Source organism: Blattabacterium cuenoti (assembly GCF_014251815.1).
Classification (GTDB): domain Bacteria; phylum Bacteroidota; class Bacteroidia; order Flavobacteriales; family Blattabacteriaceae; genus Blattabacterium; species Blattabacterium cuenoti_E.
This window is the reverse complement of record NZ_CP059202.1, coordinates 100381-126910: the sequence shown is the minus strand read 5'-3', so window position 1 is coordinate 126910 and position 26530 is coordinate 100381. Positions and strand designations below refer to the sequence as shown.

The 26530-nt window shown below is 26.0% G+C and carries 27 protein-coding genes, 3 tRNA genes and 1 other RNA gene; 19 read left to right on the top strand and 12 right to left on the bottom strand.

What is annotated here, in order from left to right; genetic code table 11:
* Window positions 1-2 precede the first annotated feature (2 nt).
* Both prfA and H0H54_RS00590 read right to left on the bottom strand, forming a co-directional pair.
* A complete protein-coding gene (prfA, locus tag H0H54_RS00595; protein WP_185863353.1) occupies window positions 3-1103 on the bottom strand; it encodes a peptide chain release factor 1 in 1101 nt (366 codons plus the stop codon).
* A gap of 33 nt (window positions 1104-1136) precedes the next feature.
* The gene (locus tag H0H54_RS00590; protein WP_185863352.1) at window positions 1137-1520 is read right to left on the bottom strand and encodes a DUF4293 family protein; all 384 of its coding nucleotides are present in this window, start codon (window positions 1518-1520) and stop codon (window positions 1137-1139) included.
* A gap of 156 nt (window positions 1521-1676) precedes the next feature.
* Here H0H54_RS00590 and rho point away from each other — a divergent pair, with 156 nt between their 5' ends.
* From rho to rmuC, 3 genes are all read left to right on the top strand, one after another.
* Window positions 1677-3266, top strand: coding sequence for a transcription termination factor Rho (rho, locus tag H0H54_RS00585; RefSeq protein WP_185863351.1), 1590 nt, complete (start codon window positions 1677-1679; stop codon window positions 3264-3266).
* Between the two features lie 59 nt (window positions 3267-3325).
* A tRNA-Met gene (locus tag H0H54_RS00580) sits at window positions 3326-3398 on the top strand.
* Between the two features lie 12 nt (window positions 3399-3410).
* Entirely contained in the window at window positions 3411-4574 is a 1164-nt protein-coding gene (rmuC, locus tag H0H54_RS00575; protein WP_185863350.1) for a DNA recombination protein RmuC, read from the top strand.
* Window positions 4575-4581: 7 nt separating this feature from the next.
* On the opposite strand, the gene H0H54_RS00570 is transcribed toward rmuC, so the two are convergent.
* The 3 genes from H0H54_RS00570 to H0H54_RS00560 form a co-directional block, all read right to left on the bottom strand.
* Window positions 4582-4666 (bottom strand) — tRNA-Ser (locus H0H54_RS00570).
* A gap of 3 nt (window positions 4667-4669) precedes the next feature.
* Window positions 4670-4969: RNase P RNA component class A (rnpB, locus tag H0H54_RS00565), an RNA gene on the bottom strand.
* Complete coding sequence (locus H0H54_RS00560; protein WP_185863349.1) at window positions 4963-5679, bottom strand: YebC/PmpR family DNA-binding transcriptional regulator; 717 nt, start codon at window positions 5677-5679, stop codon at window positions 4963-4965. The genes rnpB and H0H54_RS00560 overlap by 7 nt, the downstream gene beginning before the upstream one ends.
* A gap of 90 nt (window positions 5680-5769) precedes the next feature.
* Between H0H54_RS00560 and rpmB the strand changes: the two genes are divergently transcribed.
* The 5 genes from rpmB (at window position 5770) to htpG (ending at window position 9237) form a co-directional block, all read left to right on the top strand.
* The gene (gene rpmB / locus H0H54_RS00555; RefSeq protein WP_185863348.1) at window positions 5770-6018 is read left to right on the top strand and encodes a 50S ribosomal protein L28; all 249 of its coding nucleotides are present in this window, start codon (window positions 5770-5772) and stop codon (window positions 6016-6018) included.
* Window positions 5999-6181 (top strand): 50S ribosomal protein L33, encoded by a 183-nt coding sequence (gene rpmG / locus H0H54_RS00550; RefSeq protein WP_185863347.1) that lies wholly within the window; start codon window positions 5999-6001, stop codon window positions 6179-6181. Before rpmB ends, rpmG begins: the two co-directional genes overlap by 20 nt.
* Window positions 6182-6192: 11 nt before the next feature.
* Window positions 6193-6351, top strand: coding sequence for a DUF4295 family protein (locus H0H54_RS00545; protein ID WP_185863346.1), 159 nt, complete (start codon window positions 6193-6195; stop codon window positions 6349-6351).
* A 9-nt stretch (window positions 6352-6360) separates the two neighbouring features.
* Complete coding sequence (gene ftsY, locus H0H54_RS00540) at window positions 6361-7299, top strand: signal recognition particle-docking protein FtsY (protein ID WP_185863345.1); 939 nt, start codon at window positions 6361-6363, stop codon at window positions 7297-7299.
* A 75-nt stretch (window positions 7300-7374) separates the two neighbouring features.
* Window positions 7375-9237: a molecular chaperone HtpG gene (gene htpG / locus H0H54_RS00535; protein ID WP_185863344.1), complete on the top strand. Its 1863-nt coding sequence runs from the start codon at window positions 7375-7377 to the stop codon at window positions 9235-9237.
* Between the two features lie 11 nt (window positions 9238-9248).
* Here htpG and H0H54_RS00530 read toward each other — a convergent pair whose 3' ends face one another.
* Entirely contained in the window at window positions 9249-10016 is a 768-nt protein-coding gene (locus tag H0H54_RS00530; protein ID WP_185863343.1) for a 3'-5' exonuclease, read from the bottom strand.
* A 5-nt stretch (window positions 10017-10021) separates the two neighbouring features.
* Window positions 10022-10723 (bottom strand): CDP-alcohol phosphatidyltransferase family protein, encoded by a 702-nt coding sequence (locus tag H0H54_RS00525; RefSeq protein ID WP_317168485.1) that lies wholly within the window; start codon window positions 10721-10723, stop codon window positions 10022-10024.
* A 40-nt stretch (window positions 10724-10763) separates the two neighbouring features.
* On the opposite strand from H0H54_RS00525, the gene ybeY reads away from it, so the two are divergent.
* Complete coding sequence (ybeY, locus tag H0H54_RS00520; protein WP_185863341.1) at window positions 10764-11177, top strand: rRNA maturation RNase YbeY; 414 nt, start codon at window positions 10764-10766, stop codon at window positions 11175-11177.
* A gap of 8 nt (window positions 11178-11185) precedes the next feature.
* Entirely contained in the window at window positions 11186-13060 is a 1875-nt protein-coding gene (gene mnmG / locus H0H54_RS00515; protein WP_185863340.1) for a tRNA uridine-5-carboxymethylaminomethyl(34) synthesis enzyme MnmG, read from the top strand.
* A gap of 37 nt (window positions 13061-13097) precedes the next feature.
* On the opposite strand, the gene H0H54_RS00510 is transcribed toward mnmG, so the two are convergent.
* A complete protein-coding gene (locus tag H0H54_RS00510) occupies window positions 13098-13292 on the bottom strand; it encodes a septum formation initiator family protein (RefSeq protein WP_238784793.1) in 195 nt (64 codons plus the stop codon).
* 286 nt (window positions 13293-13578) lie between these two features.
* Between H0H54_RS00510 and fumC the strand changes: the two genes are divergently transcribed.
* On the top strand, window positions 13579-14964 hold the full coding sequence (fumC, locus tag H0H54_RS00505) for a class II fumarate hydratase (protein WP_185863338.1): 1386 nt from the start codon (window positions 13579-13581) through the stop codon (window positions 14962-14964).
* A 9-nt stretch (window positions 14965-14973) separates the two neighbouring features.
* Here fumC and H0H54_RS00500 read toward each other — a convergent pair whose 3' ends face one another.
* Window positions 14974-15744 carry a TatD family hydrolase gene (locus tag H0H54_RS00500; RefSeq protein WP_185863337.1) on the bottom strand — a complete coding sequence of 257 codons (771 nt, stop codon included), beginning with the start codon at window positions 15742-15744 and terminating at the stop codon, window positions 14974-14976.
* 41 nt (window positions 15745-15785) lie between these two features.
* On the opposite strand from H0H54_RS00500, the gene fabD reads away from it, so the two are divergent.
* From fabD to H0H54_RS00485, 3 genes are read left to right on the top strand one after another with little or no spacing between them, the layout of a single operon-like run.
* A complete protein-coding gene (fabD, locus tag H0H54_RS00495) occupies window positions 15786-16646 on the top strand; it encodes an ACP S-malonyltransferase (protein WP_185863336.1) in 861 nt (286 codons plus the stop codon).
* Window positions 16647-16663: 17 nt separating this feature from the next.
* Window positions 16664-17599 carry a GYDIA family GHMP kinase gene (locus H0H54_RS00490; RefSeq protein WP_185863335.1) on the top strand — a complete coding sequence of 312 codons (936 nt, stop codon included), beginning with the start codon at window positions 16664-16666 and terminating at the stop codon, window positions 17597-17599.
* A 55-nt stretch (window positions 17600-17654) separates the two neighbouring features.
* Window positions 17655-18905, top strand: a complete 1251-nt coding sequence (locus tag H0H54_RS00485; protein ID WP_185863334.1) for a citrate synthase — start codon at window positions 17655-17657, stop codon at window positions 18903-18905.
* Between the two features lie 8 nt (window positions 18906-18913).
* On the opposite strand, the gene H0H54_RS00480 is transcribed toward H0H54_RS00485, so the two are convergent.
* The 3 genes from H0H54_RS00480 to H0H54_RS00470 all read right to left on the bottom strand — a co-directional run bounded on the left by H0H54_RS00480 (window position 18914) and on the right by H0H54_RS00470 (window position 21073).
* A tRNA-Leu gene (locus H0H54_RS00480) sits at window positions 18914-18996 on the bottom strand.
* A gap of 25 nt (window positions 18997-19021) precedes the next feature.
* Entirely contained in the window at window positions 19022-20578 is a 1557-nt protein-coding gene (locus H0H54_RS00475) for an Rne/Rng family ribonuclease (protein WP_185863333.1), read from the bottom strand.
* Window positions 20579-20779: 201 nt separating this feature from the next.
* Window positions 20780-21073, bottom strand: a complete 294-nt coding sequence (locus H0H54_RS00470; RefSeq protein WP_185863332.1) for an HU family DNA-binding protein — start codon at window positions 21071-21073, stop codon at window positions 20780-20782.
* A gap of 96 nt (window positions 21074-21169) precedes the next feature.
* Between H0H54_RS00470 and H0H54_RS00465 the strand changes: the two genes are divergently transcribed.
* The 5 genes from H0H54_RS00465 to mutL all read left to right on the top strand — a co-directional run bounded on the left by H0H54_RS00465 (window position 21170) and on the right by mutL (window position 26529).
* Window positions 21170-22222, top strand: a complete 1053-nt coding sequence (locus H0H54_RS00465) for an A/G-specific adenine glycosylase (RefSeq protein ID WP_185863331.1) — start codon at window positions 21170-21172, stop codon at window positions 22220-22222.
* Window positions 22223-22309: 87 nt separating this feature from the next.
* Complete coding sequence (gene gldE, locus H0H54_RS00460) at window positions 22310-23638, top strand: gliding motility-associated protein GldE (RefSeq protein WP_185863330.1); 1329 nt, start codon at window positions 22310-22312, stop codon at window positions 23636-23638.
* A gap of 63 nt (window positions 23639-23701) precedes the next feature.
* Complete coding sequence (locus H0H54_RS00455) at window positions 23702-24313, top strand: tetratricopeptide repeat protein (protein ID WP_185863329.1); 612 nt, start codon at window positions 23702-23704, stop codon at window positions 24311-24313.
* Between the two features lie 9 nt (window positions 24314-24322).
* Complete coding sequence (gene ribH / locus H0H54_RS00450; RefSeq protein ID WP_185863328.1) at window positions 24323-24805, top strand: 6,7-dimethyl-8-ribityllumazine synthase; 483 nt, start codon at window positions 24323-24325, stop codon at window positions 24803-24805.
* Window positions 24802-26529, top strand: a complete 1728-nt coding sequence (gene mutL, locus H0H54_RS00445) for a DNA mismatch repair endonuclease MutL (protein WP_185863327.1) — start codon at window positions 24802-24804, stop codon at window positions 26527-26529. The genes ribH and mutL overlap by 4 nt, the downstream gene beginning before the upstream one ends.
* Window position 26530: the final 1 nt, after the last annotated feature.

The following is a 26530-nucleotide window of genomic DNA, read 5'->3' as shown; positions in this document are numbered from 1 at the left end:
TGTTATTTTTTTTCAAATGATTTTAAGGAATCAATCATTTCTTGAATATTTCCATTCATAAATCCTGTAAGATTATAAATAGATTTATGAATTCTGTGATCTGTTACTCTGTTTCTAGGATAATTATAGGTTCTAATTTTTACTGAACGATCTCCTGTAGAAACCAAAGACTTTCTTTTGACAGATATTTCTTTTAGTCTTTTCTCTTTTTCATTTTGATAAATACGTGATCGTAAAACACTTATAGCTTTTTCAAAATTTTTATGTTGAGAACGTTCTTCTTGGCATTCTACTGTAATTTTACTGGGAATATGAGTTAATCGAACAGCAGACTCTGTTTTGTTTACATGTTGTCCTCCAGATCCACTAGATCTAAAAGTCTCTTTTTTTACATCAGATAAATTAATGTTTACTTCTATATTTTTAACTTTAGGAAAAACTGCGACAGTTATAGCAGATGTATGCACTCTTCCTTGAGATTCTGTTTCAGGGACTCTTTGTACTCTATGTACTCCAGATTCAAATTTTAAATTACCATAAACCCCCTTTATTCCATTGATATCTAGAATGATTTCTTTGTATCCTTTTATGCCTCCTTTTTGAGCGTGTATAATTTTATATTTCCAACCTGATTTTTTAAAATACATTGTATACATTCTTAATATATCTTCAACAAAAAGACACGCTTCATTCCCCCCTGTTCCAGAACGAATTTCTACAATAGCTCCATTTCTTCTATCATCTTCTTTATCGTATTCTTCTGTATTTGTATTATTTTCTTTTGAATCAAAGAGAAGATTAGATAATTTTTTTTCAATAGAAGATAAATTTTCTGAAATTTTGCATTTTTCCGTTGAAGCCAATTCCTTCATTTCCGGATCTGAATCGTTTTCTAAAAAAAAATTTATTTCTTTAAATAACGCCAATTTTTTTTTGTATTCTTCATAAAGAGAAACTATTTTTTCTAATTTCGTGTATTTATTTAATAATGTCTTATATTTTTTTTGATCGTACCCCCCCCCAGGTTGTGTGATTAATTTTAAAATCTCAAAAAATTCTTTTTTATAAATTTCTAATTTTTGGATCAATAAAGTTTTTTCCATTTTATGAAATCTTTATTATTAGCAAGTAAATGTTTATCGTATTCGATTTATCGAATCGATTAATTCGATATCTTTTTTTATAGCTCTGTTGCTTAAATACAAAATATATATGCATAATATAAAAAAAAGAAACACAATAAATGTGTATTTATTTAACTGAAAATATGAAAAGAAAAAGATGAATATATGAATAGTGTTAGCGAGTATATTAATCTTATTAAAAAAAATTTGTAATCTTTGTTTCTTGAAAAAGATAAGACTTAAAATAGATAGAAATAAACATATAATCAGAAAAATTAAAACCATTTTATTTCTATATAAATTATAAAAATCAGTTATACTTTTAAGAAAGTATATAAAAATAGAATAAATAAAAATAGAAATAAGTAAGTATAATGTTTGTATTCTATATAACATAATGTAAAAATTAAATTATCTTTATAATTTCTTGTTTTGTTATTTAAGTTCAAATTAATTTTTCGTATAATTGTATTTATCGTTTCTAAGTTATTTTTCATAACATAAAAAGTATATTACTTACCAAGCATATACATATATAAACCCAATCATTTTATGTTTGATATTACTGAATTAAAAAGTAAGAAGCTTTTTGAATTACAGGAGATTGCTCGTTCATCAGGATTAAAAAAATGTACACAACTACGAAAAAACGAACTCCTAGAAAAAATTATTTCCATTTTTAATAATAAAAATACTTCTGACTCTTTAAAAAGGGAAAATCCTTTAAAAAAAGGATTTAAAATTATAAAAAATACTGAATCTAAAAATTCATTTACAGAAAAAAAGAGCATAAATGGTAAAAAAAAATTAATATTTCAGGAACATTTAAAAATTTCTAATTCTAAATTAGAGGAAGAGTCTTCTACAAAATTTCAAAAAAGACATCAAAATTTTTCTAATTGGAAAAAAAGTGATAGAAATAATAGATTTGAGGCTAAAAACATATCTCATCGGATAGAAGTAGGGTCACAAAAAAAAATATCTCCTGTTTCTTCCACAAATAAATATCGTACTCCTGAATATGAATTTGAAGGGATAATAATAAGTGAAGGGGTATTAGAAATTATGCCAGAAAATTATGGTTTTTTAAGATCTTCCGACTTTAATTATTTATCATCTCCTGATGATATTTATGTTTCACAATCTCAAATTAGACTTTTTAGTATGAAAACAGGAGACACAATAAGAGGAGAAGTGCGGCCCCCTAAAGACGGAGAAAAATATTTTCCACTCATTAAAATTATTGAAATTAATGGAAGAACCCCCTCTTTTGTCAGAGATAGAGATTCTTTTGAGCATTTAACTCCATTATTTCCAAATGAAAAATTCAAATTGGCTGAAAAAAATGCAACTCTTTCTACAAGAATTGTAGATCTTTTTACTCCTATAGGAAAAGGGCAGAGAGGCATGATTGTAGCTCCTCCTAAAACAGGAAAAACTACTTTATTAAAAGAAATAGCTAATGCTATTGCGGCTAATCATCCTGAAGTCTATTTAATTATATTGTTGATTGATGAACGTCCAGAAGAGGTCACAGATATGCAGAGAAATGTAAAAGGAGAAGTAATTGCATCTACTTTTGATGAACCCGCAGATCGACATGTTAAAGTCGCTAACATTGTTTTACAAAAAGCAAAAAGAATGGTAGAATGTTCGCATGATGTAGTTATATTGTTAGATTCTATTACACGTTTAGCACGTGCTTATAATACTGTTGCTCCTGCATCTGGAAAGGTATTATCAGGAGGAGTAGACGCAAATGCACTACATAAACCCAAAAGATTTTTTGGGGCTGCTAGAAATATAGAAAATGGAGGATCTTTATCTATAATTGCTACAGCTATGATCGATACTGGATCAAAAATGGATGAAGTAATTTTCGAAGAATTTAAAGGAACAGGAAATAAAGAACTTCAATTAGATAGGAAAATAGCTAATAAACGAATTTATCCAGCTATTGATCTTGTTTCTTCTAGTACGAGAAAAGATGATCTTTTGCTTGATACAAACACATTACAAAGAATGTGGATTTTACGAAAACATCTTTCTGATATGAATCCAGTAGAAGCTATGGAATTTTTGAGATCTAGAATATCTAGAACTAAAAATAATGAGGAATTTTTAATATCTATGAATGGATAAATAAATTTTTTTAATATTTGATTTTTTAGATGAAAAACATTATATTAACAAATAACATTCGCGGGATGGAGCAGTTGGTAGCTCGTCGGGCTCATAACCCGAAGGTCATAGGTTCGAGTCCTATTCCCGCTATTTTTTCCTCAAATGTATTATTCATTCATATTTTTTAATTTTTTTATTTTATTTATATGCGTGTATTTCTTTAGAAAATTGGAATTTTTTTTTAGAAAAGAATTTCAAGATCAAAAAAATGAAATTCAAAATTTATATAAATATAGTAGAATTGAAATAAATAATTCATTATCTGAAATGAAGGTTGATTTGATACAAAATGTAAAAATATATCAAGATTCTATTGATAAAAAAATTCAATTTTATATCGAAACCCAAGACAAAAAATTAGATTCAATTTATACATCACAAGAAAAGTTTATTAAATTTATTGAAAATAAACTTGAGGAAATCAGAGAAAATGTTAATGAAAAACTTCAAACATCTTTAAATGTACATTTGGGTAAATCATTCGAAATAATTGGAAATCAATTATTTTTTTTACAAGAGGGATTAGGAGAAATGAAAATACTAGCAAAAGATGTAAGTTCTTTAAAAAGAACGTTAAATCACGTAAAAATATGTGGAAGTTTTAGTGAAATACAGCTTTCAATGCTTTTACAACAAATATTATCTCCGGAACAATATGCTTGTAATGTTGTAACTAAATCTAATACAAATTTTGTTGTAGAATTTGCAATCAAACTTCCAGGATTTGGAGACGGAAATATGATATGGTTGCCTATTGATGTTAAGTTTCCAAAAGAAACTTATGAAAAAGTACAAAAAGCTTATCGTAATGGAGAAAAAAAAAATATAGAAATAGCTATAAAAAATATGGAATCTGTGATTAAAAAAATGTCCAAAGATATTCAAGAAAAATATATAGACCCTCCACATACTACTGATTTCGCTATTCTTTTTTTACCTTTTGAAGGTATATATGCTGAAATAGCAAGAAATTCTAGTTTATTAGAAGAATTATTAAGAAAATACAAAACAGTAATTACAGGTCCGTCTACATTAGCCGCTCTATTAAATAGTTTACAAATTGGATTCAAAACTTTAGCTATTCAAAAAAGAAGTTCTGAAGTTTGGAAAATTTTGGAAATGGTAAAACAAGAATTCAAAAAATTTGGATTGTTACTTCATCAAGCCCAAGATAAATTACAAGGAGCCTCCAAAGATATAGACAGATTATTAGGTGTTAGAACTAATTTGATAGAAAAGAAATTAAAAGATATAGAGAATTTATAATAGTGAGCGGAGAGAAAGGGATTCGAACCCTTGACACTTTTTTGTGAACACGCTTTCCAGACGTGCGCCTTAATCCTCTCGGCCATCTCTCCCAAAAAAAAAGTAAAATTGTAAGCCGGATTCTGTTTCTATACCTATCATTTATCTAGGATCTAGGTTACCCATGATCTCAATCTGCCTACCCCCCGGTTTCAACCGAGCTAGTTTTCCGGTATACATGGCATTTCACCACACAGAGTTTACATGATTTCACTACAGCTAATTCTAATTCTGTACATTCTTTCTGTTGCACTATTCCTCATCTCACGATGGATGGGTGTTACCCATTGTGTTGCTCTACGGTGTCCGGACTTTCCTCATTTTTGTAAAAAAAAACGCGATAGGACATTTACTTTTTATTTTCATCTAGGTTAGAGTAAATATTTTTTACGTCTTCATTCATGTAAAGTTTATCAATAAAATTTATAACCTTGATTCTTTTTTCTTCTGAAAGATACTTAATTTGTTTTGGAATACGTTTGATTTTATACTCATGAAATATTTTTAATTTTTCTAAATTGTTTTTCATCACTCCCAAATATTCAAAGTTAGTGTGTAAATAAACCATAGAACGATCTATCACGACATCTTGAGCTCCGAAATCTATAGTCATAAGTTGAAAATCCTCTATTGAATGAGGAATATCTTCTTTTTTTATACAAAAAATACCCATTCTATGAAAAAAATGGCTTAATTCTCCATTATTACATAACCTCCCTCCATTTTTATTAAAAAGGATTCTAATACTAGAAGTCGTTCGAATGCTATTATTTGTCATACATTCTATAATTATACTAATTCCATGAATTAGTCCTTCTAAATTTAAATTCTTGTAATCATCTGTTTTTATTTGTAAAGCTTTTTTTATGGCTTTTTCTATAGTCTTTTTAGGAATATTAACTGATCTTGCGTTTAAAATTGCATTTTTTAAACGATAATTATTGATGCCCGATTCTTTGACAACTGTAGAGATTTCTTTTATAAGTTTAGAAAATATTTTAGATTTTTTAAAATCTTGATTTGATTTCCTATGTTGTATATTTGCCCATTTACTGTGTCCTGACATGGAATATCTTTATATCTTTATCTTTATGTTAATATGTTAAGATAATATATTATATTTATTATTTTGGTAAGTTAAAACAAAAAAATTATTATGTCAAAAGTTTGTGTATTGACAGGAAAAAAAGTAATGATAGGAAATAAGGTTTCTCATGCAAATAACAAAAAAAAACGTCGTTTTAATATTAATTTATGCAAAAAACGTTTTTTTTTGGTAAAAGAAAAAAAGTGGATTACTTTAAAAATTTGCACTTCTATTATCAAACTTATCAATAAAATAGGAATAGAAGAAGTTTTAAAACGTTTTAAATATAAAAATAATAATGGGAAAAAAAGGAAATAGAATACAAGTCATATTAGAATGTATTGAACAAAGAAAAATTGGAATTTCTGGTATTTCTAGATATGTGACTACAAAAAATAAGAAAAATACTCCAAACAGAATTGAACTAAAGAAATATAACCCTATATTAAGAAAATATACGATTCATAAAGAAATTAAATAAATAATAAAATAATGCCTAAAAAAAGCGTGGATAATAGTCCAAAAAAAAGATTTCAAAAAAAAATGACTTTAGCTATAAGAGTAGTTAAATCTAAAAAATCAGGTTGTTATACTTTTGAAAGTAAAATGATCTCTGATAAAGATGTCAAGGTTTTTTTTGAAAAAAAGTAATGAATTATAATGTTTTTAAAAAAAGATAAAATATTAAACCATGAATTAAAAAAAACTAGAGAATCTTTCTTTTCCAAGATTAAAAATCTTTTTTTGAAAAAATCAAAAATAGATATCAATGTGATCGATCATATTGAAGAAGTGTTATTATCTGCAGATATAGGGACGAAAACCACTATAAAAATTATTAATAACTTAGAAACAAGAATTCGAAAAGAAAAATATAAAGACTCCAAAGAAATTTATAATATTCTTAAAGAAGAAATTGGAAATATTTTTTTGGATGTTGAAAATATTTGTTTAGAAAAAAAAATAGAAAAACGTAATAAAAAACCATACGTTATACTGGTAGTAGGAGTTAATGGAGTTGGAAAAACAACTACTATTGGAAAATTGGCTTTTTTTTTAAAGAAAAAAGGGTTTCATACTGTTATAGGAGCTGCAGATACATTTAGAGCTGCGGCTATTGATCAACTTGAAATATGGGCAAATAAAGCTGGAGTTCCTTTAATAAAACAACATATACATGCAGATCCAGCATCTGTGGCGTATGATACTTTACAATCTGCTAAATATAAAAAAAAAGATGTAGTGCTAATTGATACTGCTGGTCGATTACAAAATCGAATTAGTCTTATGGAAGAACTTTCTAAAATAAGCAGAGTCATGAAAAAAATAATTCCTGATTCCCCTCATGAAATTATCCTTATTTTAGATGCAACAACTGGTCAAAATGCTTTTGAACAGGTAAAAAAATTTACCTCTTTTGTTAAAATTTCTTCTATTATTTTAACGAAAATAGAAGGGACAGCTAAAGGAGGAGTAGTAATAGGAATCATGGATCAATTTAAGATTCCTATCCAATACTTAGGAATAGGAGAGCAATTACAAGATATAAAAGTATTTGATGGAAAAAAATTTATCGATAATTTTTTTGAATACAGATAAAACTGACATCTTGTCTATTACATAAATAATGGTCTAAATTTTGCTGGAATTGTTTAACATTTAATATTAGTATTTATGGCAAAAAATAAAATTAATGTTACTTCAGATAATATTTTTCCTATTATTAAAAAATTTCTTTATTCAGATCAAGAAGTTTTTTTACGTGAATTAGTTTCTAATGCGATAGATGCTATTATAAAATTAAAAACTCTAGTACAATTAGAAAATTTGGATGATATTACTGATGATTTTAAAGTCAAAATTATCATAGATAAAATAAATAATACACTTCATATTATAGACAATGGGATAGGCATGACTAAAGAAGAAGTAGATAAGTATATCAACCAAATCGCTTTTTCTGGAGCAGAAGAATTTGTAAAAAAATATAAAAATTTATCTACAACGGACTCCAATATTATTGGGCATTTTGGATTGGGGTTTTATTCTTCTTTTATGGTAGCAAATAAAGTTGTAATATTCACGCAATCTTATAAAACAAATGCTGCATCTATATTCTGGTCTTGTGAAGGAGATCCTAGTTTTGTAATGAAAGAAATTGAAAAAAGGGATCGAGGTACAGAAATTGTTTTATTTATTAATGAAAATAAAAAAGAATTTTTGGATTATGATCGTATTTTAAAACTATTACAAAAATATTGTAAATTCATGCCCATAACTATTTCTTTATCCTCAAAATCAAAGGATGATAAAGAAAAAGAAATTATCGTCAATAATACAAATCCTGCTTGGAAACAAAATCCACTTCAATTAAACGATAAAAATTATTTGGATTTTTATCATGAATTATATCCAAACCAATTAGATGATCCTTTATTTTGGGTGCATTTAAATATAGACCATCCTTTTCATTTAACAGGTGTTTTATATTTTCCTAAAATAGATAAAAGAATAGATCTACAAAAAGATAAAATTCATTTGTATAAAAATCAAGTTTATATTACAGATAATTTAGAAGGAGTAGTTCCAGATTTTCTTAGTTTGTTAAAAGGAGTTATAGATTCTCCAGATATCCCTCTTAATGTTTCACGTTCTCATTTACAATCTGATTCATCTGTTAAAAACATATCTAAATATATAATAAGAAAAGTAGCATCTAAGTTAGATTCTATGTTTAGAAAAAACAGAGATGATTTTCAAAAAAAATGGAAAGACATCAAAATCATAGTAGAGTACGGAATGATTAGTACGCAAAATTTTTTTGATGAGGCTATCAAATTTTTTGTTTTTTATACTACAGATAAAAATTATTTTACGTTAGAAGAATTTAAGGAAAAAATAAAAGAAACTCAAAAAAATAAAGAAGGAAAGATTGTTTTTCTTTATTCTTCAGATAAAGAAAAACAATATAGTTCTATAAAAGAAGCTAAAGATAGATGCTATGAAGTTTTAATTTTGGATAGTCCGCTTTCAGTTCATTTAATACAGAAATTAGAGTTTTCTTATCAAGATATTTGTTTTGTGCGAGTGGATTCAGATCATATCGATAAGTTAATTAATTCTAGAAAAGAAGATAAACCTCATTCAGAACTTTCTGAGAAGGAAAAACAAGATTTAAAAAATATTATTCAAGATAATTTGATGGAAAATTGTAAATTTTCCATCAAATTAGAAGATTTATCCAAAGAGGATAATCCTTTTTTAATTATTATTCCAGAATTTTTAAGGAGAATAAAAGAAATGAATTCTACTATAGGAAAAGATATCGTAGAAGAAAAAGGTGACAAGTATTATCAATTAATAGTTAATGCAAATCATATTTTGATGAAAAAAATATTAAAAGAAATATCAGAAGAAAAAAGAAAAAAAATTATTCAAGAAGCTTTAAATTTAACTTTGTTATCCAAAGATTTATTATGTGGAAAAAATCTTACAAATTTTATATCGAAAAAATTAGAAGATCTTATACAAGAATAAATTATTGATATTTATTTATTAAATTTTTTTAATTTAATCCCTGTTAATATTTTCTTTGTATATAATGGAAAATCTGAATTCTGTATCCAACCATAATAATTAGGATCTTTTTCAAAGATTTCGAAAACTTTTTTCCCTTTATATTTTCCAAAATTAAATATTTCATTTCCCTTTTCATCTATTTTTATAAACCCAGCAAGATCTGCAATGTTTTTTTGATGAGAAAACTGATTTAGACTTTTTACATCTCTTTTTAAATTTTCATATTTTTCTAATTGCGCTAATAATATTTCATATGTAGCAAATGTGTCAGCTCTAGAACTATGGGCTTTCATAAGATTTTTACTACAATAATATTTATAAGCAGCAGAAAGAGTTCTTGGTTCCATTTTGTGAAAAATGACTTGTACATCTATTGTTTTATATTTTTTAATATCAAAAGATATTCCTGCGCGAAGCATTTCCTCTGCTAAAATTGGGATATCAAATCTGTTCGAATTATATCCTGCTAAATCTGTATTTTCAATCATTCTAAAAATAGAACAAGCTACATCTTTGAATTTCAGTTTTCCTGCCACATCTTCATCTTTAATGCCATGAATAGCTGTTGATTGTGGAGGAATAGGAATTCCAGGACAAATCAACCAAGTTTGATCTTCTTGTCCACCATTCGGAAATATTTTTAATATAGATATTTCTATGATTCTATCTTTTCCTATATTAATTCCTGTTGCCTCTATATCAAAAAAACAAATAGGACGATGAAGTTTTAATTTCATATTTTTTAATTATGAATTTTTTGTTTTGATCTATGAAAATAGATTGAAATTATTATATAATAAATAATAATACATGGAATACCCCTAACATGTAAAGTTAATAAAAGAAATGTACTAATTAATAAAAAAATATAACGTATTTTATTCTTTTTCCAAGAAAAGTTTTCAAAATTAAAAGAAAACATTGGAATATGAGATACTAAAAGATAACAGGAGAAGAATATTATAAAAAGCATTGTAATAAGATATATAATTTTTTTTTTGAAAAAAGGAATATTATTATTTGTAATAATGATAGATAAAGAAGAAAAAAATAGAGTGTTTACGGGTGTTGTTAGTCCTATAATATGATTTTTACAATAAGTAGAAATATTAAATCTAGCTAGACGATATGCGGATACAATAGAAATACAAAAAGCGGAATACTCAATAAATGGAATTGGGGTTTTTTTTTCTAACAAAAGAAAAACTGTTATAGATGGAACCATACCGAAAGAAATCATATCTGCTAAAGAATCTAATTCTTTCCCAAACAGGTTTTTATTTTTTATCAATCTAGAAAAAAAACCATCCAAAAAATCAAAAATTATTGAACACAAAGTAGCAATAGCAGAATAATTAAAATTTTTCGATTGTAAAAATATTATAGATATGCACCCAAAAAATAAATTTAATGAAGTAAATATATTAGGAATTATTTTTATCAAAACATGCAAAAATATTCATAAAAATAAATAAATATTATTAATGATTAATTTTTTTTATGAAATCCCTGATTTTCATATTAAAAAAGGGTCTTCATTAATTAATGAAATTTGTATTTTGTTAAATAATGAAGGTATGTATATTGGAAATATTAATTATATTTTTTGTAATGATAATTTTCTTTTAAATATGAATCAAAAACATTTGGGAAAAAATTTTTATACAGATGTGCTTGCGTTTGATTATTCTATCAATAAATATATATCAGGAGATATATTTATTAGTGTAGATCGAGTTAGTGAGAATTCTAAAAAATGGGACCAGTTTTTTATGTATGAATTGAAACGTGTCATGATACATGCTGTATTACATTTTTTAGGATACGATGATCATCATCATATAGATAAAGAAATTATGAAAAAAAAAGAAGAATTTTATTTAAATTTATTTCAATAAAATAAATCATGTTTTTAGATATATATGATGTTATTGTGGTTGGGGGAGGCCATGCAGGCATAGAAGCTGCTTCTGCTTCTTCTAAGATGGGATCCAAAACTTTACTTATCACTACTAATTTGCAAACTATAGGTCAAATGTCATGTAATCCAGCTATAGGAGGAATTGCTAAAGGGCAGATTATTAGGGAAATAGACGCTTTAGGGGGTTATTCTGGAATAGTTGCAGATTCTAGTACGATTCAGTTTAGGATGCTTAATAAATCTAAAGGGCCTGCTATGTGGAGTCCTAGAGCTCAATGTGATAGAAAATTATTTTCTCATTATTGGAGGTTTTTTCTAGAAAAAAACGCTAGATTAGATCTATACCAAGATACAGTAACATCTTTAATAATAGAACAATATAAAGTAAAAGGAGTTCAAACTTATTTTGGATTGAAAATTAAAGGTAAATCAGTGATACTTACAAATGGTACTTTTTTAAATGGAAAAATACATATTGGGGGTAAAAAAATAAATGGAGGAAGAATAGAAGAAAAAGAAGTAACAGGTATTACGGAACAATTAACTAAAAATTTTGGATTTAGGTTTGGAAGAATGAAAACAGGAACATCACCAAGAGTAGATGGCCGTTCTTTAAATTATGATAAGATGAGGCCTCAAAATGGAGACATAAATCCAAGAAAATTTTCTTTTTTTTACAATCCCAAAAAATTGAAAAAACAAAGAAAATGTTACATTACTTACACCAATAAAAAACTACATGATTTTATACGTAATAATTTTATCAATTCTCCAATTTATACAGGGTTGATTCAAGGTGTTAGTCCTAGATATTGTCCTTCCATAGAAGAAAAGGTTTTACGGTTTTATGATAAAGAAGAACATACTATTTTTGTTGAACCAGAAGGATGGGATACTGTAGAAGTATATGTGAATGGTTTCTCAACATCCTTTTCAGAAGAAATACAATTTCAATCCTTAAAACAAATTTCAGGTTTTGAAAAAGTAAAAATATTGAAACCTGGCTATGCTATTGAATACGATTATTTTCCACCAGAACAATTAAAAGCTACTTTAGAAAGCAAAATTCTAGAAAATCTTTTTTTTGCCGGACAAATCAATGGGACGACTGGATATGAAGAAGCTGCGGCGCAAGGATTAATGGCTGGAATCAATGTTCATTTAAAAATTCACCAAAAAGAACCATTTATTCTCAAAAGAAATCAAGCTTATATTGGTGTTTTAATAGATGATTTGATTACAAAAGGGACAAAAGAACCTTATAGAATGTTTACGTCAAGAGCTGAGTATAGAATGCTATTAAGACAAGACAATGCGGATGAAAGATTAACCCCTATGGGATACAATATAGGCTTAATTTCAAAGGAACAAATGTCGAGATTAGATCAAAAACAATATAAAATAAAAAAATGTATGTATTTATTCCAAAATAAAAATTTTGATCCAAAGACTATAAATCCTATATTGATGGCTAAAAATTCTACTAAAATATATCATGAAAAAAAAATAGAAACCATTTTATCTCGTTCTGAGATTGATGTACAAGACATTGTTCCCATTCCATTTTTAACAGAGGAAATTAAAAAAAATAATTTTTCTCAGGAAATATTGGAACAAGTTTCTATCAGAATAAAATATAAAGGATACATAGATAGAGAAAAAGAAAATGCAAAAAAATTATTGAAATTAGAAAATATTAAAATTCCAAATAATTTTGATTACAAATCAATTAAATCTCTTTCTTTAGAAGCAAAGGAGAAATTAGATTATTATCGACCAATATCATTAGCTCAAGCTTCAAGAATTAGTGGAATTTCCCCTTCAGATTTAAGTGTTTTACTCATTCATATGGGGCGTTAATCGTTAGTTAGTGTTTGTTATATTATTATTTCATTTCCTATTGTTTATTTACAACAAATAAATCTTCATCTTCTTTTTTCATGTAAAATTTTTCTCTTGCCAATTTTTCAAGATATTTAGGGTCTGTGGTTAATTTTTCTAGTTTGACTCCTTCTAATGAAATCTTTTTTTTCAGAAAATCTCTGTTATATGTCATTTCATGAATATTTTTTTTAAACTTATAATGTAACATTAAAGAATTAGAGTCAAAAAAAGATATCCATATGAAGAAAAAAACGCTAATCCAAAAATATTTATTTTTAAGGATCCTGTATTTTTTTTCTTTTAACATACTTAGAACGGATTATAAAAATGAATACACTCATTATCCAATAAATAATAAAAGAAGATAAGAAAAGTAAACACCAAAAGCCAGATATAGTTATAAATAAAAAAAACAAAAATCCTATAAATTTAATAATCATAGATAAATTATTATTTTATATTTTATATATATAATTTCGTAAAAAAATAGGAGAATGACATATAGAATAGAAAAAGACACTTTAGGATCCGTGAAAGTACCTGCAAATAAATATTGGGGAGCACAAACAGAAAGATCTAGAAATAATTTTAGAATTGGATCAGAAGCTTCTATGCCTATAGAAATTATTCATGCGTTTGGTTTTTTAAAAAAAGCTGCTGCTCATGCTAATTTTGAATTAGGTATTCTATCCAAAAAAAAGAAAGATATGATATCTTTAGTTTGTGATGAAATTATAGAAGGAAAGCTAAATGATCAATTTCCTTTAGTTATATGGCAAACAGGATCAGGAACTCATACTAATATGAATATCAATGAAGTCATTTCTAATAGAGCTCATGTTTTAATGGGAGGTAAATTAGGAAGTTCCCAATCTTTTATCCATCCTAATGATGATGTGAATATGTCTCAATCATCTAACGATACTTTTCCTACAGCAATGCATATAGCCTCTTATCAGAAATTAGTAAAAAAAACTATTCCTTCTATTCAAGTAATAAAAAAAACGCTGGAAGAAAAATCAAAATCATTTAATAATGTTATAAAAATAGGAAGGACTCATCTTATGGACGCAACTCCCATTACTTTAGGACAAGAATTTTCTGGATATGTTTCTCAAATTGATCATGGATTAAATGCACTAAAAAGATCTCTAGATCATCTTTCTGAATTGGCTATAGGAGGAACGGCTGTAGGAACAGGATTGAATGCTCCTAAAGGATATGATAAAAAAGTAACCGAGTATATTTGTGAATATACTCGGTTGCCTTTTAAAGTAGCAAAAAATAAGTTTGAAGCAATAGCATCTCATGATGCTATAGTAGAATCTCATGGAGCTATTAAACAAATAGCTATTTCTTTAATTAAAATATCAAATGACATTCGTTTTTTATCTTCTGGACCACGTTCAGGTATTGGAGAAATTTATATTCCTAAAAACGAACCTGGATCTTCTATTATGCCTGGTAAAATAAATCCTACTCAATGTGAAGCTATTATTATGGTTTGTACTCAAATTATAGGAAATGACATGGCTATTTCTGTGGCTGGATCTTCAGGAAATTATGAATTAAATGTATATAAACCATTAATGGCGTATAACTTCTTACAATCTTCTCAACTTCTTTCAGATGCTTGTTTTTCTTTTTCTTCTTTTTGCGTAAAAGGAATAAAACCAAACTATCGAAGAATTAAAGAATTTTTAGAAAAATCTTTGATGTTGGTTACAGCGCTTAATACTCATATTGGATACGAAAAATCGGAAAAAATAGCAAAATATGCTTATGAAAATAATACTACATTAAAAGAAGAAGCAATTCGATTAGGATACTTAACTGTTGATGAATTTGAAAATTTTGTTAATCCATCCAAAATGGTGTGAATCAAAATATTATTTAAAAAATAAATTTTCCACATTTAAATGAATAATATCGGATATTTTTTCTTCTGATGTAGAATAAATCTGCGATAATTTTTCTAAAATTATTCTTAAATTTTCTGGTTCATTTCTTTTTCCTCTAAAAGGATGTGGAGAAAGGTAAGGAGAATCAGTTTCCAATACTATATGATTCAAATTTATTTTATGTAAAAATTGACTAACATGATTATTTTTAAAAGTGATTATTCCTCCAATGCCTAATTTTATTCCAATATCAATAATTTTTTTAGCTTGTTCCAAAGTTCCTGAAAAACAATGTAAAACTCCCTTAAGAAAGGGATTTTTCTCTTTTGATAAAATATGAAAAACTTGATCAAAAGCTTTTCTACAATGTATAACTACGGGTAGTTTTTTTTGTTTAGCCCATTGTATTTGAGTTTGAAAAGCATATTCTTGTTCAGATACAAATTTTGTTTCTAAATGTAGATCCATTCCAATTTCTCCTATAGAAATGAAAGAATGTTTATATAACCATGTTTTAATATTTTGTAATTCTTTTTCTAAATTGTATGGATCAACTTTATTGGGATGCAATCCCACCATAGGAAAGCATATATTCGGATATTTTTTTTCTAATTTTAATATACTAGGTATAGTAGAACTATCTATAGAAGGGAGTAAAAATCTATTGATACCTTTATGAAAGGCTTTTTTAATTACAAAATTAATATCTTCATCAAATTCTCTCATATATAAATGAGTATGGGTATCGGTTATTTTCATGTAATAATTAATTTTTAATTTTTTTTGAATCAAAATATTTTATGAAAGCTTATCTATTTCCTGGTCAAGGATCTCAATTTGTAGGAATGGGAAAAGACTTATACAAAAAGTCTCATTTAGCGAAGAAATTATTTCAATTATCTGATGAAATTTTAGGTTTTCGAATGACATCTGTAATGTTTGAAGGATCTATGGATACTTTAAAAAATACAAAATATACACAATTATCAATTTATATATATTCAGTTATCAAGGCAAAAATATCGAATAATTTTAATCCCGATATGGTAGCGGGACATTCTCTGGGCGAATTTTCTGCTTTAGCTGCAGTTGATGTATTTTCCTTCGAAGATGGATTAAAATTAGTGAATAAAAGAGCATCAATTATGCAAAATATTTGTGAATCAACTCATGGGGGAATGTCTGTAATAGTGGGTTTAAAAGATTCTATTATAGAAGACGTTTGTAAAAACGACCCGGGGATTGTCGTCCCATCCAATTATAACAGCCCTGAACAACTAGTAATTTCTGGAGAAATACAAGCCTTAAAAAGGGTTTGTATTATCCTAAAAAAAATAGGAGCTAAAAAAATATTTGTTCTTCCTGTTCATGGGGCTTTTCACTCTCCAATAATGGAACCAGCCCAAAATAAATTTCAAAAAATTGTAAATAAAATTTATTTTAAAGACTCTAAATACCCAATATATCAAAATGTAACTGCACTACCTGTCACAAAATCTTATGATATAAAAAATAATATTGTCAAACAACTGACTTATCCAGTTAAATGGAAACAATCTATAAAAAATATGATATCTCATGGAGCTGTTTCATTTACAGAAATAGGCCCAGGTAATATTTTACAAGGTTTAATTAAAAAAATTTTAAAGAATTCTGTATAAAAAAATATCAATCCATAATGCATCGACATAGATATAAACGTTTTTTTTATAGTCATGGAAAACTGTTATTAACAGGAGAATATTTCATTTTGTATGGAGCCTGTGGATTAGCTCTTCCTACAATTAAAGGACAATCGTTAGCTATCTTTATACACAATTTATCTTCTGTTCTACATTGGAAAAGCTATGATGAAATCAACCAACCTTGGTTTGAAGGAGTGTTTAAACTTCCTACTCTAGATATTTGTTACGAAACAGAAAAAAATACGGCTATTAAACTAAGAGATTTATTATTAAAATCTAAAAGAATTAAAAAAGATTTTCTTCCTGATTCATTAGGAATATATGTAAAAACACAACTGGAATTTCCAAGAAATTGGGGGTTAGGTAGTAGCTCTACTTTAATTAATAACATAGCAAAATGGGCAAAAATAGATCCTTACATGTTATTAGGAAACAATTTTCCAGGTAGTGGTTATGATATAGCTTGCGTTTCAATTTCAAAACCCATAATTTATCAACTTTGGAATCAAAAACCTCATATTATTCCTATAGAATTTAATCCCCCATTTAAAGATCAACTTTTTTTTCTGCATCTTAATAAAAAACAAAATACTTGTGATGAAATACGATATTTTCGTTCTAATATATCTCATATATCTAATGAAAACATTGACTCCATATCTTCTATAACTTATAGAATTCCTTTTTGTAAGACATTAAAAGAATTTGAAGAATTATTGTTAAAACATGAAAATATTATATCAAAGATATTAAACGTCCCTACTATTAAAGAAATATATTTTCCGGACTATCTGGGTATAGTAAAGAGTTTAGGTGCTTGGGGTGGGGATTTTGTTTTAATAAGTTCTAGAAAAGGAATGAAAAACTATTTTTCTGAAAAGGGTTTTGATACCCTTATTTCATTTGATGAAATGATTTTTAAAATATAAAAGTCACATTTTATTTATATTATATATATTTAAAAATATTAAATATTAATTTATTATGTGCAGTGTCGTGAATTTTAATATCAATGGATATCATTACAAACTACCTGTAGTTTATGGGACTTTTTATGAGAAAGCCATTAATATTTCTCAGTTAAGAGACAGTACAGGTTTTATTACATTTGATCCAGGATTTAAAAACACAGGAATCACAAAAAGTTCCATTAGTTTTATAGATGGGGAAAAGGGAGAACTTTTATATAGAGGATATCCCATAGAACAAATTATCAATAAATGCTCGTTTATTGAAACGAGTTATCTTATTTTAAATGGAGAGCTCCCTAATACTGCACAATTAAAATCTTTTTCTGAAAAAATAAAAAAATTTAATCATCTTCATAAAGAAATAAACAAAATATTTGACCATATTCCTAATTTTTATCATCCAATGGGGATTTTGTCTTCTTTAACCTATATTTTAGATACATTTATAAATTCTTTACAGAAAGAAGATATGTATCTTCATTTATTAGCTAAATTACCTATTTTAGCCGCTTTAATTTACAGAAAAAAAGTAGGATTACCTCCTCCTCATGTTAATCCTCATCTTGATTATACATCTAATTTGTTAGAAATGTTTTTTTCTATTCCCAATAAATCTTATGAACAAAATCCTATTATTACAGACGCTTTGAATAAGATATTAATATTACATGCCGATCATGAGCAAAATTGTTCCACAACTACTGTTCGTTTATTAGGTTCTGCTGATACTGGATTGTTTTCATCTATATCTGCAGGAATGAGTGCTCTTTGGGGTAGATTGCATGGGGGAGCGAATCAAGCTGTAATTGAAATGTTAGAAGATATTTTACGAAGTGGAGGAAATATAAAAAAATGGATAGAAAAAGCAAAAAATAAAAAAGATCCATTTCGACTCATGGGGTTCGGGCACAGAATTTATAAAAATTTTGATCCTAGAGCTAAAATAGCTAAAAAAGTAGCAGAAAATATGATTCAAAAATTAGGAATTTCTGATCCAATATTGGAATTGGCAAAAAATCTTGAAAAAGAGGCTCTTCAAGATCCTTATTTTGTAGAAAAAAAACTCTATCCTAATATTGATTTTTATTCCGGAATTATTTATCAAGCTATAGGTATTCCAAAATATATGTTTACTGTTATGTTTGCTTTAGGAAGATTACCGGGATGGATGGCTCATTGGAAAGAGATGAAAAATAATAAAGATCCCATAGGAAGACCCAGACAAATTTATATAGGATACAAAAAGCGAAATATACAAAAATAAGTGTATAGTGTGGGCGAAGGGATTCGAACCCTTACGCCTAATAGGCATCAGATCCTAATTCTGACGTGTATACCTGTTCCACCACGCCCACTTGATTTGGAAATTTATAATAAATTTTAATGAAAAGAAAAAGAAGATGATACAATTTCACGATTTTTATTCAGAATTTTATATTCTGTGTATTCGAATGAATCTCTTGGAATTATTCGAATCCATTTTTTATATTTCAACAACCATTTTTGTTGAATAGAAGGAAATCCTTTTTTTAAATAAGCCGAAACAAAAGAATGAATATGTAATTGTATTTTTTTATGATTTTTATTTTTTATAATAGATTCTATAACAAATTCTAAGTGATAAATATAATTTTCAGGAGAATTTTTGGAATGTTTATTATTTATATTCATTTTTTTTAATTCAGGTCTTACCCTATGACGAGTAAACTGAACTAACCCAAATTTATTGGGTGGTAATATTTGATGTTTTGCTCTATCGTTTTTCATCTTTTCTTTTAAATGTTCATATAGTTGTTTTTTTTGTATAGAATCAGACATATCTATAAAATCCACTACGATAATACCCCCCATATCTCTCAATCTTAATTGTCTAGCTATTTCCGTTGCTGCTAACAAATTTATTTTTAATATGTTATTCATTCTTTCTGATTCCGTGCAATTTTTCATCATATGATTGATCATCCCACTATTAACATCTATAACATGTAAAGCTTCAGTGTGCTCTATAATAAGATAAGCTCCATTTTCAAGAGGAACATTTTTTCCTAAAAAAATTTGTATTTGTTTTTCTATACCATATTTTTCAAATATGGGTATATTACCTTTGTAATATCTAATTATGTTAGTTTTTTTTGGAGAAATTAAAGATAAATATGAATGAATTTCTTGGCATATAAAATTGTTATTACAACAAATAGATTTAAAATCATCATTGAATATATCTCTTAATAAACAATAAGTTTTACTACTTTCATTTAACACCCGAACTGGGGGGGGGAGTTTCATTAAATTATTTGATGTTTTTTTCCATTTTTTTACTAAAAAAATCAGTTCTTCATTCAAAACCTCTTCTCTTTCGTTATTAGCAGCTGTACGAATAATAATCCCAAATGAATTTGGGGTTATTTTTTTTATGTAAGAAATCAATCTATTTATTTCTTTTATGTCTTTTATTTTTTTGGATATAGAAATTTTTTCTGAGAAAGGGATGAGTATTATATTTCTCCCTGGAATACAAATTTTTGTAGTAAGTTTTAGTCCTTTATTAGAAATAGGTTCTTTAGAAATTTGAACTAATATTTTCTGTCCAATATGCAATATATGACATATAGAATTTTTATTTTCTTGGTTTTTTAAATTATTCAAAACCAATTTTTTTTCTTTTTTTTTTGTATGATTATTTGATATCAAATCTAATATTTTATGAGTTTGAAATCCAATATCATCATAATGCAAAAAACCTCCTTTTGAATGCCCTATATCTATAATAGCAGCATTTAATCCATGCAGAATTTTTTTAACGACACCCAAATAAATATCTCCTACAGAGAATTCTTTATTAAAAACATCTCTATGAAGCTCTAATAATTTTCCTTCTTCTAAAAGAGCTATTTTAACTTTTTGTTCTTCTGCATTTATAATTAATTCTTTATTCATACACAAAAACAAGGAAAAAAAGTTTGTAGAAATTACAATAGATTAATTTTTTTGAAAAAAAATTATTATTTCTTTTTATGCCTATTTTTCCTATTTCTTTTTTTTCTTTTATGAGTTGCTATCTTACGTCTTTTTCTTTTTTTTCCGTTTGGCATAATTTTTATTTAGTAATTTTTTGATTCATTATATTCCCGTTTTTATTTATTTCTTTATAGGAACATTTTTTTTCACTAGTTCTGTAAAAGATTTTGCAGGTTTAAATGCCGGTATATTATGCGCAGGAATTACAATAGACATATCTTTGGATATATGACGTCCCAGTTTTTTCGCTCGATATTTAATAATAAATGATCCGAATCCTCTTAAATAAACATTTTCCCCCGACGTTAAACTTTGTTTTATTTTTTTCATAAATGTTTCTATCACCTTCTGCGTATCAACTCTCTCAGATCCAGTCTCTGATATGATTTCTGTTATTATATCTGCTTTTGTCATGTTAAATCATTATATCGAATAACAAAATTCGATTCGGTTTCCTAAATATACCAATTTTTTATAAATAGGCATAAATTGCTTTAAAATTAAAAACATATGGGTTTTTCAAAAAAAATAATAAATTGGTACAAGAAAAACTATAGAAAACTTCCTTGGAGAGAAACTAAAAATCCATATTATATATTAGTTTCAGAGTTTATGTTGCAACAAACAAGAGTTTCAAAAACCATAATAAAGTCTTATTTAAATTTTATAAGAAAATTTCCAAACTTAGAAAAACTAGCTCAAGCAGAGGAGAAAGATGTGTTAAAAAAGTGGGAAGGATTGGGGTATTATTCTAGAGCAAAATATTTACATTCTTTTGCTAAAGAATTAAAAAATGGAAAAAATTTTTTTCCAGTAAAATATCAAGAATTAATAAAATATAAAGGAATAGGACCGTATACAGGAGCAGCTATTGCATCTATATGTTTTCATGAAATTATACCTGCTATTGATGGAAATGCTTGTAGAGTATTTTCCAGATATTTTGGAATATCCAATGATATTACATCTACTACTACAAAAAATATGCTTCGGGTTATTGTTTCAAAAATCATGGATTTTGAACGTCCAGGAATTTTTAATCAAGCAATTATGGACTTAGGTTCTATTTTATGTATTCCAAAAAACCCTAAATGTTTATTATGTCCAGTTAAAAATTCTTGTTTTTCCCTTCGAAATGGAACTGTACATAAATTACCTGTAAAAAAAATAAAAAAATTTATAAAACACAGATTTTTTTATTATATTTTCATACGTGATCGTAACAATAATATTTGTTTAAGCAAAAGATTAAATAAAGATATATGGAAGGGTCTTTATGATTTTCCTTTAATAGAATCAAAAAAAAATCTTTCAATTCATGAAATAATAGATAAAATTTGTAAAATATTTCAAATAGTAATTTATAATACTTCAATTTATAAAATTGAACACAAACTTACCCATCAAGTTTTATCAATTCGATTTCTTAGTTGTGAAACTTTACAAGATTTAAAGAAAAATAAATTTTTTGATAATTTTTTTTTTATCCAACCTAATCAAATAGTAGAGTATCCTTTTCCACGTCCTATTATTTTATTTTTAAAACATGAAAAAATGATTTGATGAACTCTAACATGAATTTAAAATCCATTTTTTATGACGATAAATTTTTCATTTTTTTTATAAAAATTATTATCAAAATTTAATCTATTGGAAAAAGAATCTTCGACGAATGTTTTTTTAGAAAAAACCTTCTATTTAGTTTTTTATTTTGCACTAATAATAATACTATTATTATTTTCTGCACTAATATCTGGATCAGAAACTGCTTTTTTTTGTATTGAAAAAAAAACTCTTGACAAAGAGAGAAAAAAAAACTCTTATAAAGGGAATATTGTGTTTAAAATCCTAAAAGAAAAAAAAAAGCTATTGGCAACAATATTAATATCTAATAACTTTTCTAATATTGGAATTATCATATTAAGCTCTTATTTGATAACAGAATTTTTGCAAAACAAATATTTTATTTTTTATAAAAAAATTCATATTCCCATTGATTTTTTTTTAGAGGTAGTAGTTCTTACTTTTATTTTACTTTTATTTGGGGAAATTATACCTAAAATATATGCTAGTAAAAATAATTTACGTTTTGCTTTTTTTATGGCAAAATCATTAATGATTCTTAGCAAAATATTAGATCCCATCAGTAAAATCATAATTTTTATTTCAAAATTTATAGAAAAAATCATAATAAAAAAGAAAAATTACATTTCTGTAGATCAGCTTTCAAAAGCTTTAAAAATTACGTCTTCAAATCATAAAAATATTAAAGAACGTCAGTTTTTGCAAAGAATTGTTGATTTTGGAAATACAGAAACACATCAGATTATGACCCCTAGAATAGATATGTTCGCTTTAAATAGCAATATTAATTATCATGATGTATTAGAATTGGTTCGTAATCAAGGATATTCTAGGATTCCTATATATAAAGATAGTATTGATGACATAGAAGGGGTTCTTTTTGCTAAAGACCTACTTCCGTTTCTTTATGACAAGAATTTTAAATGGAATAGATTGATTCATAGTCCTTTTTTTGTTCCAGAAAAAAAAAAGATAGATGATCTTTTAAGCGATTTTAAAAAAAGAAAAATACATTTAGCTATTGTGGTGGATGAGTATGGAGGTACGTCTGGATTAGTAACCCTTGAAGATGTAATTGAAGAAATAGTAGGAGACATTATTGATGAATTTGATGAAGAAGACATGTCCTATTCCAAATTAAACCAAAATGATTATTTATTTGATGGAAAAACATCTTTAATTAATTTCTATCGTATTATGGATCTTAAAGAAGAAGAGGAGGTTTTTTTTGAAAATCAAAAAGGAGATGCAGATACTTTAGGAGGGTTTATTATGGAAATAAATAAAGAATTTCCCAAAAGAAAACAAAAAATAAATTTCTCAAATTATTCATTTATTATAAAAAGCATAAATCATAAAAGAATAAAAACTATAGAAGTCATAAGAAAAAAATGAAGATGATGTATGTTAAAGTGAAAAAAATTAAATTTATAATAATATATAATTGAAATTCATGACATGAAAAGAAATACAATTTTTTTTTCTATCATATTTATAATCATAATATTTATCGCGTTTTTTTTATTAAAGATACTTTTTTTATATCCATCAGAAATAAAAGCGGGGAAAGAATTGAATAAAGCTCAACAGTTTTTATATCAAGGATTTATAGAGAAAGCCTTAAATAGAAAAAATAATAAAAGAAATTATTTAGGATTTTTGGGAGTAGCTTCTAAATTTTATTTTACTAAAGCAGGAAATATATCTAAGTTTTATGCTGGAATTTGCTATTATAAACTGGGTGATTATAAAGAATCCATAAAAATGATGAAAAGTTTTTCAGCAAAAGATAAAATTATATCTTCTATAAAATACGGTATAATAGGAGACGCTTTCACTCAAATAAAAAATGAAAAGGAAGCCTTAAAAAATTATATTATAGCAGCAAATATAAGAGAAAATGAAATTACGACTCCTCTTTATTATTATAAAGCAGCATTATTAAATTTTTATATAGGAAAATATAAAGATTCTAAACATTTTCTAGAAAAAATAGAAAAGAAGTATCCTTTTTTTTTGTATAAAAAAAACGTAGAAAAGTATCTTATGTTTATTGATAATAAATTATAAATTATGTTTATGAAAACAGATTCTGTTTATTCATTCGATAAAAAAAAAATAAAAAATGCAAATTTGAAATTTGCTATTATTGTTTCTTTATGGAATAGGGAAATTACAAATAGGTTATATAAAGGAGCTTATGATACTTTAATTGAATTAGGGGTTGTAAAAGAAAAAATAAAAACTTGGGAAGTTCCTGGAAGTTATGAATTAATTTATTCTTCTAAAAAAATAGCTCATAGTTGCAATTTTGATTCAATCATTGCAATAGGCTCTCTAATACAAGGAGAAACTCATCATTTTAAGTATTTATGTCAAGCGATTTCGCATGGAATTAAAGATATTAATATAATATATGATGTCCCTGTTATATTTTGTGTTCTTTCTGATAGGAATCAACAACAATCTTTTGATCGATCAGGTGGAAAAAATGGAAATAAGGGAATAGAATGTGCTAAAGCAGCTATATATATGTCTTTATTTAGAAAATCTATAAAATGAAAAATATTATTCAATTTTTGCCTGAAAAAGTTATTCAGCAAATAGCTGCAGGAGAGGTAATACAACGTCCTTCTTCTGTTTTAAGAGAGCTTTTGGAAAATGCAATAGATGCAAATGCAAAAATCATTGACATCTTTATCAAAGATTCAGGAAAAACGTTGATCCAATTAATGGATGATGGAATAGGAATGAGTATTGATGATGCTAAAATGAGTATTCAAAGACATACTACTTCTAAAATTAAAAAAAATGATGATATTTTCAGAATTAAAACAAAAGGATTTAGAGGAGAAGCTTTAGCTTCTATAGCGCATATTTCTCAATTAGAAATTCAAACTAAAAATAGAGAAAGTTCAGTAGGAATTCATCTTTTTATAGAAGAAGGAAAAATAAAAAAAGAAATCCCTATAAATATGCTGAAAGGCACAAGAATTTCTGTAAAAAATATTTTTTATAAACTTCCTGTGAGAAGACAATTTTTAAGATCTTCTCGTATAGAATTTCAACATATTATTTATGAATTCTATAAAATTGTATTGGCACATAGAAACATAACGTATCGTTTTTATCATAACAATAAAATTATTTTTTATTTTAAAAAGGCTTCTTTAATAGAAAGAATAAAGGATGTATTTATTAATAATAAAAGGAAAAATTTAGTTCCCATTTTTATTAAAAAAAATAAAATTCTTGTAAAAGGATTTGTTAGCGTTCCAGATGTTTCTACAAAAAAAGGAGATCAATTTTTATGGGTGAATCAACGTTGTGTCACGCATTTATTTTTGCATAAAAAAATTATTCATGCTTATGATGGTTTTTTGAAAGATTTTAAGACGGCTTCTTATTTTATTTTTATTTTCCTAGATTATAGTTTAGTAAATTGGAACGTCCATCCAACAAAAAAAGAGGTTAAGCTAGATGAAGAAAAAATTATTGGTGAAATAATTCAACAAGAAATTAAAAACGTGTTATTTTATCAATATAAAGTAATAAACAAAGAATTGAAAACCTATGATATTTTTTCATCTGGAAAATCATTTGAAAAAAGTTTTTTATTAAATAATTTATATGATAAACTTTCTAATACTAATAAAGCTAATCAAGAAAAAATTATTCAAAATAAAATCAATGAATTTGATTATGATACTAATTTTCAATTAACAAATGAGTTCTATCATTATGTTTCTCATCAAAAAAAAATAAAAACACTACAAATTAATAGAAAATATATAATTTTTGGGTTCAATAATGAATATATAATACTGGTTGATCAACATAGAGCGCATCAAAACATATTATTTGAATTTTTTCTAAGAAAAAAAAGTTTTGTTAGTCAACAATTTCTTTTTCCTTTAAAGGTAAAACTTTTTGAAGAAGAATCTATTTCTTTGAATAATATCAAAAATGATTTGATCAATTTTGGATTTCATTTATATATTTGTAATGAATTCGTTTATTTATATTCTGTCCCTGAAAATATACAAAAAAATATGTTAGTTAGAATTATTCAAAATATTGTAACATATAATTTTATCAAAGGAGAAAAAAATAATAAAAAAAAACTTATTCATATTATATCTAAATCCGCATCTGTAAAATACGGAACAAAATTATATCCTGAAAAAATGGAATGTATAATTAAAGATTTATTTTCTTGTCATAATCCAAATTATACCTATTCAGGAGATCCCATATTTTTTGTATTGAGCAAAAATATTTTTTAAA